The 14773-nt window shown below is 57.5% G+C and carries 16 protein-coding genes and 1 other RNA gene; 11 read left to right on the forward strand and 6 right to left on the reverse strand.

Annotated elements, in window-relative coordinates:
- Positions 1-98: 98 nt before the first annotated feature.
- Positions 99-917, forward strand: a complete 819-nt coding sequence (gene cof, locus GO007_RS00640; protein ID WP_095094419.1) for an HMP-PP phosphatase — start codon at positions 99-101, stop codon at positions 915-917.
- Positions 918-976: 59 nt separating this feature from the next.
- On the opposite strand, the gene GO007_RS00645 is transcribed toward cof, so the two are convergent.
- A complete protein-coding gene (locus GO007_RS00645) occupies positions 977-2029 on the reverse strand; it encodes a PLP-dependent cysteine synthase family protein (RefSeq protein ID WP_095094421.1) in 1053 nt (350 codons plus the stop codon).
- Positions 2030-2144: 115 nt separating this feature from the next.
- Between GO007_RS00645 and GO007_RS00650 the strand changes: the two genes are divergently transcribed.
- The 5 genes from GO007_RS00650 (at position 2145) to amtB (ending at position 8093) form a co-directional block, all read left to right on the forward strand.
- Positions 2145-2603: an Lrp/AsnC family transcriptional regulator gene (locus tag GO007_RS00650; protein WP_041144328.1), complete on the forward strand. Its 459-nt coding sequence runs from the start codon at positions 2145-2147 to the stop codon at positions 2601-2603.
- Between the two features lie 42 nt (positions 2604-2645).
- Positions 2646-4418, forward strand: a complete 1773-nt coding sequence (locus GO007_RS00655; RefSeq protein ID WP_095094423.1) for a SmdA family multidrug ABC transporter permease/ATP-binding protein — start codon at positions 2646-2648, stop codon at positions 4416-4418.
- A complete protein-coding gene (locus GO007_RS00660; RefSeq protein ID WP_095094425.1) occupies positions 4411-6189 on the forward strand; it encodes a SmdB family multidrug efflux ABC transporter permease/ATP-binding protein in 1779 nt (592 codons plus the stop codon). The genes GO007_RS00655 and GO007_RS00660 overlap by 8 nt, the downstream gene beginning before the upstream one ends.
- A 242-nt stretch (positions 6190-6431) precedes the next feature.
- On the forward strand, positions 6432-6770 hold the full coding sequence (gene glnK, locus GO007_RS00665) for a P-II family nitrogen regulator (protein WP_002891893.1): 339 nt from the start codon (positions 6432-6434) through the stop codon (positions 6768-6770).
- Positions 6771-6803: 33 nt separating this feature from the next.
- Positions 6804-8093, forward strand: coding sequence for an ammonium transporter AmtB (amtB, locus tag GO007_RS00670; RefSeq protein WP_189339808.1), 1290 nt, complete (start codon positions 6804-6806; stop codon positions 8091-8093).
- Positions 8094-8158: 65 nt separating this feature from the next.
- On the opposite strand, the gene tesB is transcribed toward amtB, so the two are convergent.
- Positions 8159-9022, reverse strand: a complete 864-nt coding sequence (gene tesB / locus GO007_RS00675) for an acyl-CoA thioesterase II (protein WP_095094429.1) — start codon at positions 9020-9022, stop codon at positions 8159-8161.
- Positions 9023-9241: 219 nt separating this feature from the next.
- Between tesB and GO007_RS00680 the strand changes: the two genes are divergently transcribed.
- A complete protein-coding gene (locus GO007_RS00680; protein ID WP_095094431.1) occupies positions 9242-9766 on the forward strand; it encodes a YbaY family lipoprotein in 525 nt (174 codons plus the stop codon).
- A 33-nt stretch (positions 9767-9799) separates the two neighbouring features.
- On the opposite strand, the gene GO007_RS00685 is transcribed toward GO007_RS00680, so the two are convergent.
- Together GO007_RS00685 and GO007_RS00690 are read right to left on the reverse strand one after the other, a co-directional pair.
- Positions 9800-10111, reverse strand: coding sequence for an MGMT family protein (locus tag GO007_RS00685; RefSeq protein ID WP_095094433.1), 312 nt, complete (start codon positions 10109-10111; stop codon positions 9800-9802).
- A gap of 65 nt (positions 10112-10176) precedes the next feature.
- Positions 10177-10584: a dTDP-glucose pyrophosphorylase gene (locus GO007_RS00690; RefSeq protein WP_095094435.1), complete on the reverse strand. Its 408-nt coding sequence runs from the start codon at positions 10582-10584 to the stop codon at positions 10177-10179.
- Positions 10585-10604: 20 nt separating this feature from the next.
- Between GO007_RS00690 and GO007_RS00695 the strand changes: the two genes are divergently transcribed.
- Entirely contained in the window at positions 10605-10775 is a 171-nt protein-coding gene (locus GO007_RS00695; protein ID WP_157349054.1) for a hypothetical protein, read from the forward strand.
- A gap of 92 nt (positions 10776-10867) precedes the next feature.
- An RNA gene (ffs, locus tag GO007_RS00700) (signal recognition particle sRNA small type) lies at positions 10868-10964 on the forward strand.
- Positions 10965-10980: 16 nt separating this feature from the next.
- Here the strand turns inward: ffs and GO007_RS00705 are convergent.
- Positions 10981-12306, reverse strand: a complete 1326-nt coding sequence (locus GO007_RS00705; RefSeq protein WP_157349055.1) for an MFS transporter — start codon at positions 12304-12306, stop codon at positions 10981-10983.
- Positions 12307-12425: 119 nt separating this feature from the next.
- Positions 12426-13262: an SDR family NAD(P)-dependent oxidoreductase gene (locus GO007_RS00710; RefSeq protein WP_223261736.1), complete on the reverse strand. Its 837-nt coding sequence runs from the start codon at positions 13260-13262 to the stop codon at positions 12426-12428.
- Between the two features lie 95 nt (positions 13263-13357).
- On the opposite strand from GO007_RS00710, the gene GO007_RS00715 reads away from it, so the two are divergent.
- Entirely contained in the window at positions 13358-14266 is a 909-nt protein-coding gene (locus tag GO007_RS00715; RefSeq protein ID WP_095094437.1) for a LysR family transcriptional regulator, read from the forward strand.
- 185 nt (positions 14267-14451) lie between these two features.
- Positions 14452-14772, forward strand: coding sequence for a metalloregulator ArsR/SmtB family transcription factor (locus GO007_RS00720; protein ID WP_095094439.1), 321 nt, complete (start codon positions 14452-14454; stop codon positions 14770-14772).
- The last annotated feature ends 1 nt before the right edge of the window (position 14773 follow it).

A 14773-nucleotide genomic window follows, 5' to 3' on the forward strand; every position in this document is an offset into this window, starting at 1 on the left:
ACCCGGAACAATAAAAAATATCTATTCACTATTACTTCCGTATATCTCAGGCAATACTGGAACACAAGCAAAACCCACCTCACCTCCGGGAGCAAAACATGGCAAGACTCGCCGCATTTGATATGGACGGTACGCTGTTAATGCCGGACCATCGTCTGGGAGAACTCACGCTTGCGACCTTGAAGCGCCTGCGTGAACGCGACATTACCCTGACCTTTGCCACCGGTCGCCATGCTCTGGAAATGCGCCATGTGATCGGCGAGCTTGCGCTCGATGCGTTCCTTATCACCGGCAACGGCACGCGCATTCACTCCCTGGAGGGAGAGGTGCTGCATCAATGCGATCTGGAGCCGGGCGTTGCTGAGCTCGTTCTGCACAGCGTCTGGGATACGACGGCCAGCATGCACGTATTCAATGACGGCGGTTGGTTTACCGGGCAGGCGATCCCCGAGCTGCTGCAGGCGCATATTTTTAGCGGCTTCCGCTACCACATCTGTGATTTAAAACGCATGCCGGCGCACGAGGTCACCAAAGTGTGCTTCTGCGGCGATCATCAGGATCTCCAGCGGCTGAAAGTTCAGCTTACTGAAACCTTGGGCGATCGCGCACATATGTGTTTCTCGGCCGTTGATTGCCTGGAGGTGCTGCCGAATGGCTGTAATAAAGGCGCGGCGCTGGCGGTACTTAGCCAGCATCTTGGCCTGACGCTGCAGGATTGCATGGCGTTTGGTGACGCGATGAACGATCGCGAGATGCTGGGCAGCGTCGGGCGCGGTGTGATAATGGGCAACGCAATGGCGCAGCTTAAGGCAGAGCTGCCGCATTTACCGGTTATTGGAGACTGCCGCAACCAGGCCGTTTCCCACTTTTTAACGCATTGGCTGGATAATCCCGATCTTCCTTATTCCCCCGAATAATCAGACCATTCCAGCAAGCCAGGCCTATGCTCGTGATGATGCATTAAGCCTGGCTTTTTTTATTGCGCTGCCACTCTTGCCGCAATTTGCGCCTGCCACGGCGTGATGTCGCCGATATTGGCCGCCACCCACCGGGGATCGTAATAGCTTTCGAGGTAGCGTTCGCCGCTATCGCAGAGCAGGGTCACAATCGAGCCGGTCCGCCCTTCGGCGCGCATGCGTACGGCAAGCTCCAGCACGCCCCACATATTGGTGCCGGTGGAAGCCCCAACCTTACGACCCAGCAGCGTTTCCAGCCACAGGGCGGTCGCGACGCTGGCGGCATCCGGCACGCGCAGCATTTCATCAACCACATCCGGGATAAATGACGGTTCGACGCGCGGACGGCCGATGCCTTCTATTTTGCTGCCGATCGGGCTGCGCAGGCTGGCATCGCGGGTCTGCCAGTAGTCGAGAAACACCGAATTTTGCGGGTCAACCACCATCAGCCGGGTATCGTAGCCCTGGCTGCGGATATAGCGGCCGATAGTTGCTGAGGTCCCGCCGGTTCCCGCGCTCATCACGATATATGACGGCTGCGGATGCGGCTCATGGGTCATCTGGCGGAAGATGCTGTCGGCAATGTTATTGTTTCCTCGCCAGTCGGTCGCCCGCTCGGCAAAGGTAAACTGGTCCATATAGTGGCCGTTCAGTTCGCGAGCCAGGGTTTCGGACGCGGCGTAGATTTCGCAGGCGCTGGTCACGAAATGGCAGCGACCGCCGTAAAACTCGATCTGTTCGATTTTGCGCTTCGCCGTACAGGAGGGCATCACGGCAATGAACGGCAGGCCCAGCAGGCGGGCGAAGTAGGCCTCAGACACCGCGGTCGAGCCGGAAGACGATTCGATAATCGTCGTCCCTTCTTTAATCCAGCCATTGCACAGGCCATAAAGGAAGAGCGAGCGCGCCAGGCGATGCTTCAGGCTGCCGGTGGGATGGGTACTTTCATCCTTCAGGTAGATCTGGATCCCGGGGAATCCGGGCAGCGCCAGGCGAATAAGGTGCGTGTCGGCGGAGCGCTGATAGTCGGCGTTGATTTCGCTAATGGCGTGTTTTACCCAGGCGCTGTTCATCTTCATTTCCTGTTTGTCATTTTGTGCCCAGCTTAAAGGAAGTTGAAGGAAAAATTGTTGCTATTTAGCCTTTGAATTACAATGAAAGGAGTAAAATTTTCTCTATTGGTGACCTATGTTAGATAAAATTGACCGCAAGCTGCTTTCTTTGCTGCAGACAGACTGCACCCTTTCTTTGCAGGCGTTGGCTGATGCCGTTAATCTGACCACCACGCCCTGCTGGAAACGGCTGAAGCGGCTGGAAGATGAGGGTATCCTGCGCGAGCGGGTCGCGCTGCTGGATGCAGAAAAACTCGGTCTTAGCCTGACGGCCTTTGTGCTGATAAAGACCCAGCACCACAGCAGCGACTGGTACTGCCGCTTCGTGAGCGAGGTGACGCAAATGGCGGAAGTTCTCGGCTTCTGGCGCATGGCGGGGGAGTATGATTACCTGCTGCGGGTCCAGGTCGCGGATATGAAACGCTACGATGATTTTTATAAACGACTGGTGAACAGCGTTCCGGGACTCTCTGATGTTACTTCGAGTTTCGCGATGGAACAGATAAAATACACCACGGCCTTACCGATTGATTAACGGCGTTTGCCGCGACGATTTATACACTCAGGATTTAACTGCTTGCGATTATTTGCTCAACTTAGCTGGTACTTTCGCCGGGAGTGGCGCCGTTATCTCGGCGCTATTGCTCTACTGGCCATTATTGCCGTTTTACAGCTGATTCCGCCTAAGGTGGTGGGGATTGTGGTTGATGGCGTCACCAAAGAACATTACACCGCTGAAAAGGTGTGGATGTGGGTTGGCGTGCTGGTACTGATCGCGATAATGGTTTACCTCCTGCGCTATGTCTGGCGCGTGCTGCTGTTTGGCGCCTCTTATCAGCTGGCCGTCGAGCTGCGGGAAGATTTTTATCGCCAGCTGAGCCGCCAGCATCCGGCCTTCTACCTGCGCCACCGCACCGGCGACCTGATCGCCCGCGCCACCAACGACGTTGACCGGGTGGTCTTCGCGGCGGGGGAGGGCGTGCTGACGCTGGTGGATTCACTGGTGATGGGCTGCGCGGTGCTGATCGTGATGTCGACGCAAATCAGCTGGCAGCTCACGCTGCTGGCGCTGCTGCCGATGCCGGTGATGGCGCTGGTGATTAAGCGCAACGGCGATGCCCTGCACGAGCGTTTCCGCGTGGCGCAGGCGGCGTTCTCAAGCCTCAACGACCGAACCCAGGAAAGCCTGACCAGTATCCGCATGATTAAAGCCTTTGGCCTGGAAGACCGGCAGTCGGCGCAGTTCGCGGCCGATGCGGAGGATACCGGTAAGAAAAATATGCGCGTGGCGCGCATCGATGCGCGCTTTGACCCGACGATCTATATCGCTATCGGGACCGCCAATCTGCTGGCGATCGGCGGCGGGAGCTGGATGGTGCTGCAGGGCAGCATGACCCTGGGTCAGCTCACCAGCTTTGTCATGTATCTGGGGCTGATGATTTGGCCCATGCTGGCGCTGGCGTGGATGTTTAATATCGTCGAGCGCGGCAGCGCGGCCTATAGCCGAATTCGCACGATGCTGGAAGAGGCGCCGGCGGTCAAAGACGGCAGCGAAACGGCGCCGGAAGGGCGCGGCATGCTTAACGTTGCCGTGCGCGAGTTTATCTATCCTCAGGCCAACAAACCCTCGCTGGAAAAGGTCAATTTTGTGCTGCAGCCGGGGCAAATGCTTGGTATCTGCGGGCCAACCGGCTCGGGGAAAAGCACTATTCTGGCGCTGATACAGCGCCACTTCGACGTCACCCAGGGGGATATTCGTTTTCATGATATTCCTTTAACCCGGCTACAGCTGGACAGCTGGCGCGGTCGGCTGGCGGTGGTCAATCAGACGCCGTTCCTGTTTTCCGACACCGTGGCAAACAACATCGCGCTCGGCAGGCCCGAGGCGACGGCTGAGCAAATTGAGCGGGTGGCGCGCCTCGCCAGCGTTCACGAGGATATTCTGCGTCTGCCCCAGGGCTATGAGACCGAGGTGGGTGAACGCGGCGTGATGCTGTCCGGCGGGCAGAAACAGCGCATCTCCATTGCTCGCGCGCTGCTGCTGGAGGCGGAGATCCTGATTCTCGACGATGCCCTGTCGGCGGTAGACGGCCGTACGGAGCACCAGATACTGTATAACCTGCGGCAGTGGGGAGAAGGCCGGACGGTGATCATCAGCGCCCATCGACTATCGGCATTGACGGAAGCCAGCGAAATTCTGGTCATGCAGCATGGTCATATTGCCCAGCGCGGCCGCCATGAGGTGCTGGCAGCGCAGCCGGGCTGGTATCGCGATATGTACCGCTATCAGCAGCTGGAGGCGGCGCTGGATGACGCCCCTCATGAACTTGAGGAGGCTGCCGATGCGTAGTTTTACCGAACTCTGGCCGACCTTAAAACGCCTGCTGGTCTACGGCTCGCCGTGGCGCAGGCCGCTGCTGATTGCGGTAGGAATGATGTGGGTTGCGGCGGCGGCTGAAGTTAGCGGCCCGCTGCTGATCAGCTATTTCATCGACAATATGGTGGCGAAGAATTCGCTGCCGCTGAAGCTGGTTAGCGGCCTCGCGGTGGCCTATATCGGCCTGCAGATCCTCGCGGCGACGCTGCACTACAACCAGTCGTTGCTGTTTAACCGCGCCGCCGTCGGCGTCGTTCAGCAGCTGCGTAGCGACGTGATGGACGCCGCGCTGCGCCAGCCGCTTAGTGAATTCGATACTCAGCCGGTCGGGCAGCTTATCTCCCGGGTGACTAACGACACCGAGGTGATCCGCGATCTCTACGTCACCGTGGTGGCGACGGTGCTGCGCAGCGCGGCGCTGATTGGCGCAATGCTGGTGGCGATGTTCAGCCTCGACTGGCGCATGGCGCTGGTGGCGCTGGCGATTTTCCCGGCGGTGCTGATCGTCATGATGATCTATCAGCGCTACAGCACGCCTATCGTCCGGCGGGTGCGCGCCTGGCTGGCGGACATCAACGACGGCTTTAATGAAGTCATTAACGGCATGGGCGTTATCCAGCAGTTCCGCCAGCAGGCGCGGTTCGGCGAGCGGATGCGCGAGGCCAGCTATGCCCACTATCTGGCGCGTATGCAAACGCTGCGTCTCGACGGCTTCCTGCTGCGCCCGCTGCTCAGCCTGTTCTCGACGCTGGTGCTGTGCGGGCTGCTGATGCTCTTTGGCTTCAGCGCCACGGGAACCATTGAGGTTGGGGTGCTGTATGCCTTTATCAGCTATCTCGGTCGGCTGAACGAGCCGCTGATTGAGCTGACGACTCAGCAGTCGATGCTGCAGCAGGCGGTGGTGGCCGGCGAGCGGGTCTTCGAGCTGATGGATCGGCCGCGCCAGGCGTGGGGGCAGGATGATGCGCCGCTGCGCAGCGGGACGGTATCGATCGAGGATCTCTCTTTCGCCTACCGCGGCGATCGGCTGGTGCTGCAGGATATCAACCTTGAAATTCCGTCCCGCAGCTTTGTGGCGCTGGTTGGCCACACCGGTAGCGGCAAAAGTACGCTCGCCAGCCTGATGATGGGCTACTACCCGCTGAGCAAAGGCGAGATCCGCATTGACGGTCGTCCGCTCTCTTCTTTAAGCCACAGCGCATTACGCCAGGGCGTCGCAATGGTGCAGCAGGATCCGGTCGTGCTGGCCGATACCTTCTACGCCAACGTCACTCTCGGTCGCGATATCAGCGAGGCGCAGGTCTGGGAAGCGCTGGAAGCCGTTCAGCTGGCCGAGCTGGCGCGCGGCATGAACGGCGGGCTCTATACCCTGCTGGGCGAGCAGGGCAACAACCTCTCGGTAGGCCAGAAGCAGCTTCTGGCGCTGGCCCGGGTGCTGGTTGATACTCCGCAGATACTGATCCTTGACGAGGCTACGGCGAATATCGACTCCGGCACCGAGCAGGCGATCCAGCAGGCGCTGGCAAAGGTCCGCCAGAACACCACGCTGATTGTGATTGCCCATCGCCTGTCGACGATAGTCGAAGCGGACACGATTCTGGTGCTCCATCGCGGCCAGGCCGTCGAGCGCGGCAACCATCAGCAGCTGCTGGCGGAAAAGGGACGCTACTGGCAGATGTATCAGCTGCAGCTGGCCGGCGAAGAGCTGGCGGCGAGCTCGCAGGAAGAGTCTCTTATTGCCTGATGCACTATAAGCAGGCAGTGATTCTGCGGCGATATAGCATGGTGCAAAAATGCAACCTTTTGTGCACTGAAATGGTGCGTTTTTAGACGTCGCCGGGCGCTTTCCCCCTCGTTCCCGGGCCGTTTCTCTCTTTTCTTCATCAAAAGGGCCGCTTAGCGGTCCTTTTTCATTTCTGGCATAGCCTTTGCTTTATTCCCTGTGTGTTAGCTGCTGCCATTACGAATTCTGATCGGAGGGGACTTATGAAGCTGGTTACCGTGGTAATCAAACCGTTTAAACTGGAAGACGTTCGCGAAGCGTTATCTTCCATCGGCATTCAGGGCCTGACGGTCACTGAAGTGAAAGGGTTTGGCCGCCAGAAAGGCCATGCTGAGCTGTACCGTGGCGCCGAATATAGCGTTAACTTTTTGCCGAAGGTAAAAATTGACGTCGCGATCGCCGACGATCAGCTTGATGAGGTCATCGACGTCATCAGTAAAGCGGCATACACCGGGAAAATTGGCGATGGCAAAATTTTCGTCGCCGAGCTGCAGCGCGTTATTCGCATCCGCACCGGCGAAGCCGACGAAGCGGCACTGTAACGACCAGACCACACAGTGATGGGGATTGAGAAGATGAAAATAGCAACAACAATGAAAACAGGTCTGGGTGCGCTGGCGCTTCTCCCGGGATTAGCCATGGCCGCACCGGCGGTGGCAGATAAAGCCGACAACGCCTTTATGATGATCTGCACCGCGCTGGTGCTGTTTATGACTATTCCGGGCATCGCGCTGTTCTACGGCGGCCTGATTCGCGGCAAAAACGTGCTTTCGATGCTGACTCAGGTGATTGTCACCTTTGCGCTGGTGTGCGTTCTGTGGGTGCTCTACGGCTACTCGCTGGCGTTCGGCACCGGCGGCAGCTTCTTCGGCAGCTTCGACTGGATACTGTTGAAAAATATTGAGCTGAAAGCGCTGATGGGCTCCTTCTATCAGTACATTCACGTCGCCTTCCAGGGCTCCTTCGCCTGTATCACCGTCGGCCTTATCGTCGGCGCGCTGGCGGAGCGTATTCGCTTCTCCGCGGTGCTGATCTTTGTGGTGGTGTGGATGACGCTCTCCTATGTACCGATTGCCCATATGGTCTGGGGCGGCGGTCTGCTGGCGACGCACGGCGCGCTGGATTTTGCCGGCGGTACCGTTGTGCATATCAACGCCGCGGTTGCCGGGCTGGTGGGTGCCTACATGATGGGCAAACGCGTAGGCTTTGGCAAAGAGGCGTTCAAACCGCATAACCTGCCGATGGTCTTCACCGGCACCGCGATTCTGTATGTCGGCTGGTTTGGCTTCAACGCTGGCTCTGCCAGCGCGGCGAACGAAATTGCGGCCCTGGCGTTTGTGAATACCGTTGTGGCGACCGCCGCTGCGATTCTGGCCTGGACCTTCGGCGAATGGGTTACCCGCGGTAAGCCGTCCCTGCTGGGCGCATGCTCCGGGGCGATTGCCGGCCTGGTTGGTATTACGCCGGCATGTGGTTATATCGGCGTGGGCGGTTCACTGATTGTGGGTATTGCTGCCGGTCTGGCGGGTCTGTGGGGCGTAACGGTGCTGAAACGCTGGCTGCGCGTTGACGACCCGTGCGATGTGTTCGGCGTGCACGGCGTCTGCGGGATTGTGGGTTGTATCCTGACCGGTATCTTTGCCGCGACTTCTCTGGGCGGCGTCGGTTACGCAGAAGGCGTCACTATGGGGCATCAGCTGCTGGTACAGCTGGAAAGTATTGCCATCACCATCGTCTGGTCGGGCATCGTCGCCTACATTGGCTATAAAGTTGCCGATATGACCGTAGGTCTGCGCGTACCGGAAGAGCAGGAGCGCGAAGGTCTGGACGTCAACAGCCACGGCGAAAACGCCTACAATGCCTGAATCTTTGTGTTATCTCCAGTAGCAGCAAAGCCTCCCGCGGGAGGCTTTTTTTATGTCGTTACGTCCTACGCATTCCGGTTGCGCATCACGCCTTCCTGCACCGTCGACGCCACCAGGATGCCGTCCTGGGTGTAGAACTCGCCGCGCACAAATCCCCTGGCGCTGGAGGCTGAGGTGCTCTCAACGCTGTACAGCAGCCACTCATTAATGTTGAACGGGCGATGGAACCACATCGAGTGATCGATTGTGGCAACCTGCATGCCGGGCTCAAGGAAGCCCACGCCGTGCGGCTGCAGCGCGACCGGCAGGAAGTTAAAGTCCGAGGCGTAGCCCAGCAGATATTGATGGATGCGGATGTCTTCCGGGACGGCGCCGTTGGCGCGGATCCATACCTGGCGGGTCGGTTCTGCCGCATGGCCTTTTAGCGGGTTATGGAATTCAACCGGGCGGATCTCCAGCGGCTTATCGCAGAGGAACTTATCTTTGACCTGCGGCGGCAGCAGATGCGCCAGCTTACGGGCAATATCGGTCTCTGAAGGCAGAGAGTCCGGCGACGGGGCCACCGGCATCGTTTTTTGATGCTCGTAGCCCGGTTCCGGGGCCTGGAAAGAGGCAGTCATATAGAAAATCGGCTTGCCGTTTTGAATCGCGGCCACCCGGCGCGCGCTGAAGCTGTTGCCATCGCGCAGGACTTCGACGTCATAAATTATCGGCTTTTGGCTATCGCCAGGGCGCAGGAAGTAGCTATGGAACGAGTGGATCAGACGCTCGGCAGGCACGGTTTCTTTCGCCGCGTACAGCGCCTGGCCGACGACCTGGCCGCCAAAAACCTGACGTAGCCCCAGATCTTCGCTCTGCCCGCGGAACAGCCCTTCTTCAATTTTTTCCAGATTTAACAATGCCAGCAGATTGGTTAGTGCCTGACTCATATTTCCCCTCAATCGGTGATAACCGCTTCTCGCGGCGCGTATTGAGGCAAAGTATAACCTGGAATCGCAAGTGGTCCGATGGGTGTAATAATCTGAATAACGGTTCGTTTGCAGGAAGAGATCTGAGATCTGTGCCACACTTATGCACGATACAAATGTTCATGCCATCCAGTCGGTAGGACATGCTCATGTGTATATAGGGATGAGAAGGAGAACAACATGAAATTTGCCTATATGTTAAGTGCTTTAGCCGTTGCCTCCGCATTGACCGCCTGTGCCAATAATCACAGCAACAGTGCGAAAAATAACGCGGCTGCCGCCGATCCTTACGGCATCGCGTCTCTGACGTCCTCGCAGCAACAGCCTAACGTTTCCGGGACTATCTCTATCCGGCAGAAAGTTGCCTTACCGCCGGATGCGGTACTGACCGTGACCTTGTCTGATGCTTCACTGGCCGACGCGCCGTCCCGCGTGCTGGCGCAGAAAGCCGTACGTACCGAAGGTAAGCAGCCGCCGTATAACTTTGTTCTGCCGTACAGCCAGGCGGACATTAAGCCTAACGCGCGCATCCTGCTAAGCTCGGCAATTACGGTAAATGGTCAGCTGATGTTTATCACCGATACCGTCCAGACGGTGATCAACGGCGGCGGGAATCGTGCCGATCTGCTGCTGGTACCGGTACAGCAAACGGCGGTGCCTGTGGCCAACGATGGCGCAGCGGATACCCCGGCCGTCGCGCAATAAGACCTCATATGCCCCTGTTCAGGGGCATTTTTTTTAATAAATCCATCGATAGTGCTGCAGGTCTATATGCCCGCTGCCGGAGACCTGTACCCCCTCTGCCAGCAGCGCCTGGCGCTGACGCTGCAGGTCCGGCCCGGTCAGGGAAATATCGCCGTGCCGATTCACCACCCGATGCCACGGCAGAGCTGAGCCCTCCGGCAGACGCTTGAGCACGCCGCCAACCTGGCGGGCCGCGCGCGGCGAGCCTGCCAGCAGCGCGACGTCGCCGTAGGTGGCGACGTAGCCTTCCGGTATCGAAGCGATAATCTGCCATACCCGCTGAGGAAATGTGTCTTGAGGTTCCATGAGGCGTCCTGTTACCGGGAAAGGTTCAGGATAAGCGCTGGATAACAGGCTGTACAGCCCGCCGCTTAGGCGGGGTGCGCGAGGGTAAACTCCAGCGCCAGGCCAAGCGTCTGCATCCCGTGTATGTTGTCATGCGGGGTGATAGCCATCAGGCTTTCGAGAAATTTCAGCCGACGGGACCGGGCGTTGATAATCAGCTTTGCGCGCAGGGCGGGGAGCTTCTGCGAGGTGATGGGATAAACTATGCGCCCACAAACCGCGATGGGCAGTTTGCGTAACTCGACGCTCTGCAGCACGCCTACGGTGGAGTAGAGCACCGCCACCGGCGTTACTGCCAGCATCGTGCCGCTGCTGATGGTGACAAAATCCAGCACCAGCTCCGGGCGCAGGTAGTGCAAACCCTTGAAGGATACGGTCACGCCGTCAATCGCCGGCATCGCCAGAGTTGACGTCAAACGCGGTGATTCACTCATGGATTCCCCATACAGATAAGATGTTGATTAAAAAGAGGGCTTCGGTATCTGATAAAGTATGGATGAGCATGAAGCATCCTGCCGCGACGGCGCTCGCAATCCCTCGTATTGTCCCGGAAGGATTGTTTCGAAAATTAACAGCCCGCACGGCGGCGGCTTTTAGCCAGCTTATTGGCGGCTTTGCGCAATAAACCAGCATCCGAGCGACGTCAGCTTGCAATTCAGCGCCGCAGTGGGGATAATGCGCCGGCGCGTTGGTTAACAACGCTCTCAATGGGGGCTCTGTTGGTTCTCCCGCAACGCTACTCTGTTTACCAGGTCAGATCCGGAAGGAAGCAGCCAGAGCAGACGACGTGTGTGCCGGGATGTAGCTGGCAGGGCCCCCACCCAATTCTGCTAGCGTTTTCCCCTCGCACTTCCCCCCGGTACGTTGATATTAATCCTCTTTTCTTCGCTCGATGCGATTAACTTAATGCTGGCGTGACTTACCTTCACACGGCTGATAAAAATGGCCCCTAATCCTGCCAGGCCAAAGCACGCCGACAGATAGGGAATGGGATGCGGACCGGCCAGGTTAATCAACATTCCGCCAAGCAAAGAGCCGAGACCGATCGCTGCATTGAATACCGAGACATTGATGGAGGTCGCGGCGTCAGCGGCTCCCGGAATCCGGGACGCTTCCCGGAACACCAGCGTTTGCAGCAGAACGGGCAGTGCCCCATATGCGGCTCCCCATGCCGCCAATGCAATAAACAATGCGGCCGTGCTGGCTGCAGCCGAATTCAGACATGCCAGACTCAGCATGAAGAGGGCCGTGACCAGGCCAAGGCTTGTACGCGGGGCGCTGGAGGCAAAGGGACCGATGGCAAAGTTGGTGACCACGCCAGCAGCGCCGTAGATGAGAAGCAGCATGCCGATCTGCGCAGGGCTTTGTCCGGCGATCTGCTCCAGGTAGGGCGAGATGTAGGTATATGCCAGAAAATTGCCGGTCACGACCAGAGCGGTGATGCTGAATACAGCAAGCAGCGGCCCGTTTTTCAGCACGGACGACATTGCACCACGCCTGGCGGCTTTGGAAATGCGAACGGCGGGTACCGACCAGACAACAAGCGTGAAAACTAACAGGCTCAGCGCGGAGAGCGCGGCGAACACTGCGCGCCAGTTATACAGATCGCCCAACATCGTCCCGGCAGGAACCCCGAGCACTGCTGCCAGAGAGACGCCGCCAAAAACGATGGCAGTGGCCCTCACTGCATGACGAGAAGAAACCATATGTACCGCCGTGACAACAGCGGTAGACCAAAACACCCCAATTGCGGCTGCGACAAGAATACGCCCCAGAAAGACGACAAAGTAGCCCGGCGCCAGAAAGGTGACCAGGTTGCCGACGCAGCACGCGGCCAGCAAGCCGGCCATTAGCGCTTTACGGTTGAATCCAGCCAATATGCTGGTGAGCGGCGCGGCCGTGAGGGCCACCATGAAGGCAAATATCGTAACAAGATAGCCCGCTGCTCCGAGCGATACATGCAAACCCTCAGCCATTGCCGGCAATACGCCGACAGGCATGAGTTCGGTGCTGACAAAGGTAAAGCAGCCCATGCTTAATGCGAGTATGGCGGCAACCGCTCGCGCTTGAGAAATATTGCTACCTCGATGATGAGCGGCAGCGTGGTGCGTCTGCGATGATGAATCGACTTTAGATTCAGTACCATGAGAGTGCATGAATGTTCTCCATTAAAATGATCAATTAAATAGGTCTGGCGTCGCTGCGGCTTTTTTCAGGCATAGCGCTACCTTCCCCGGGCAACTCGACCGCGGGGTTGGATATAACCTGGACGGGATTAGTGAGCGGGAAACGCAACTCCGCTAAACCGGGCGCATCTCTTCATGAAGCGATCCTGAAGCGTAGGCTCGAATGCCGCACGCATAGCTTCTGCCGATGTCTGGTGATAGACGTCGTCGCCCGTTACGCGACGCGCGGGAGAGGCACCGGCCGCGAGCCAGGCCTGAGTACGACAGGCAAGATCGAGATCGTCAGGGGCATTTGCTCCGCCCATCTTCGATGCAACCCAGCCGGGTTCGACGCAGTTAGATAAGACTTCGGGCCAACGACAGGCAGTTGCAAAAGCGAGCAGCACAACATGTAGCTTAGGGTCAGAACAGGCTTGCATTCCGTTCCAGGGGCGTGTCTCCCACTTAAGGTCTGTCAGGGACGGATCGCCATTCAGGTGCAGTCTTGAGCTGATATAGATAAGCCTTTTGGGCACATTGATCAGCGCTGTCAGGATGTAAGGTGCAAGTGAGTTCACAGCCAACACATGGGGCAGACCGTCGACGGTTGCGATGCGCCCAGGCTCCTGAAAGCCCTCTGCCGCGTTATGAATCACGGCGTCGAAGTGCCCCATATCATTAATGCGATATGCCAGAGCCTTCGTTTCCTCAATACTCGAAAGATCGGCATCTGGTACCGACCGGGCTCCCGGGAGCTGTGCAAGGGCATATTCTGCGCGTGCTTTATTACGGGCATGCAGAACGACCTGGCGACCCTGGGCTACGAGCAGTTTCGCCGCCATTTGGCCCAGGCCATCAGACGATCCGGTGATGAAGATTCTTGCCATCTGGTTATCCTGTTTGTGCCGGTCAATCGCCCCGGCATTTAAAGAAAGCGCTTCGTTCATGGAGCAACGCTCTTTCGCGTTGGTGCAATTCTGTCCCGCCGTGCTTTGAAATGCGATAGCATGGGAATCACAATATTTATGTGTCGGAGTCATAAATGAGCGCATTCAGCAAGCAGCTTCTGGAAGGTCTGGACGTCATGGCTGCGATAGTCGACACGCGCAGTTTTGGAAAAGCGGCAGAGATTGTGGATATGTCACAGTCCGGCGTCAGCAGAGCCATCGCGCGTCTTGAGGCCAGATTGGGCATTCGCCTCTTCGAGCGCACGACACGACAGGTACGTCTGACGGATGAAGGACGGCGCTTCTATGAGGAAGTCATGCCACTTATAGGCGCTCTGGCAGAAGCGACCAGCAGCGCAGCAGGGGACGCTGAACGTGTCCGCGGAAAATTGCGAGTCAATGTCGATCCCCTGTTCGCAAGATTCATTCTGGCCCCTCGTCTTGGGGCCTTCATGGACCGTTATCCGGAATTAGAAATTGAATTGCGAAGCAAGGATGAGCCAGGTGACCTGGTTGCGGACGGTTTTGATCTTGCTCTGCGCTTTGGCCATCCTCAATCCTCATCGCTGGTAGCCAGAAAGTTATTTGATACCAGAGTGTTGGCTATGGCATCACCGGACTATTTGCAGCGATTCGGCCATCCGACGGATCCCCGCGAGCTGGAGTCTCCACCGCACAAATGTATTTTGTTCAGGGAGCCCGTCACAGGAAAACCGTTTCCATGGGAGTTTCATCAGCGTCGTAAGAAACTACTTGTTGAGCCGCAGGGTATGCTGACAGTCAACGATCCGGGGACTGTATACAGCTCTTGTCTTGCCGGACTGGGTATAGCGCAGCTTTTTGAGCTGGGTATTGAAGATTACGTGGCCGCAAATCAGCTGGTACAGGTTTTCCCTGAGTGGTCAGATCATCGGTTCCCTCTCTACGCATACTACCCTTCGCGCCGATATGTCCCCACTAAAACCCGTGTACTGCTTGACTTCGTTGATCGCCTTGTCGATTAGAAATTATAAACTGCTCTGACCCGTGAATGTCACCATCGGCTGGAATCGGCCCAGCCATTTTTGCGCAGTCCTGCAAGCAGTGGCTGAACCGGTCGCATTGTTACTCCGAGTCTGCAACACCAGGCTTTACTTTTAATACATATGGAATAACATATGTGTTAATTTTCCACTGGAGCTGCTTACGGATGCGACCTGTTCAACTTTTCAAGCTACTCGCAGACGAGACGCGCACGACGATTATTCTACTGCTGCGAGAGGCGGGGGAGCTGTGCGTATGCGAGCTTTGCTCGGTCACTAATCAATCTCAACCCAAAGTTTCCCGGCATATAGCCTTGCTGAGAGAGGCCGGATTGGTGCTGGATCGGCGTGAAGGAAAATGGATTTATTATCGACTTTCCCCGCACATGCCTGCCTGGGTGGCTTCCATCATCGAAACTGCCTGGAGTAGTCAACGCGATGAAGTGCGGGAGTCTTTAAATAGCGTCAATGCCGCGATCTGCGGCTGAT

The sequence above is a fragment of the Klebsiella sp. 10-1 genome (genome assembly GCF_009758445.1).
GTDB lineage: Bacteria > Pseudomonadota > Gammaproteobacteria > Enterobacterales > Enterobacteriaceae > Klebsiella > Klebsiella scottii.

Coding starts and splice junctions, on each gene's coding strand:
- cof (WP_095094419.1), top strand. CDS start 99: ATGGCAAGACTCGCCGCATTTGATATGGACGGTACGCTGTTAATGCCG.
- GO007_RS00645 (WP_095094421.1), bottom strand. CDS start 2,029: ATGAACAGCGCCTGGGTAAAACACGCCATTAGCGAAATCAACGCCGAC.
- GO007_RS00650 (WP_041144328.1), top strand. CDS start 2,145: ATGTTAGATAAAATTGACCGCAAGCTGCTTTCTTTGCTGCAGACAGAC.
- GO007_RS00660 (WP_095094425.1), top strand. CDS start 4,411: ATGCGTAGTTTTACCGAACTCTGGCCGACCTTAAAACGCCTGCTGGTC.
- glnK (WP_002891893.1), top strand. CDS start 6,432: ATGAAGCTGGTTACCGTGGTAATCAAACCGTTTAAACTGGAAGACGTT.
- amtB (WP_189339808.1), top strand. CDS start 6,804: ATGAAAATAGCAACAACAATGAAAACAGGTCTGGGTGCGCTGGCGCTT.
- tesB (WP_095094429.1), bottom strand. CDS start 9,022: ATGAGTCAGGCACTAACCAATCTGCTGGCATTGTTAAATCTGGAAAAA.
- GO007_RS00680 (WP_095094431.1), top strand. CDS start 9,242: ATGAAATTTGCCTATATGTTAAGTGCTTTAGCCGTTGCCTCCGCATTG.
- GO007_RS00685 (WP_095094433.1), bottom strand. CDS start 10,111: ATGGAACCTCAAGACACATTTCCTCAGCGGGTATGGCAGATTATCGCT.
- GO007_RS00690 (WP_095094435.1), bottom strand. CDS start 10,584: ATGAGTGAATCACCGCGTTTGACGTCAACTCTGGCGATGCCGGCGATT.
- GO007_RS00695 (WP_157349054.1), top strand. CDS start 10,605: ATGTTGATTAAAAAGAGGGCTTCGGTATCTGATAAAGTATGGATGAGC.
- GO007_RS00705 (WP_157349055.1), bottom strand. CDS start 12,306: ATGCACTCTCATGGTACTGAATCTAAAGTCGATTCATCATCGCAGACG.
- GO007_RS00710 (WP_223261736.1), bottom strand. CDS start 13,262: ATGAACGAAGCGCTTTCTTTAAATGCCGGGGCGATTGACCGGCACAAA.
- GO007_RS00715 (WP_095094437.1), top strand. CDS start 13,358: ATGAGCGCATTCAGCAAGCAGCTTCTGGAAGGTCTGGACGTCATGGCT.
- GO007_RS00720 (WP_095094439.1), top strand. CDS start 14,452: ATGCGACCTGTTCAACTTTTCAAGCTACTCGCAGACGAGACGCGCACG.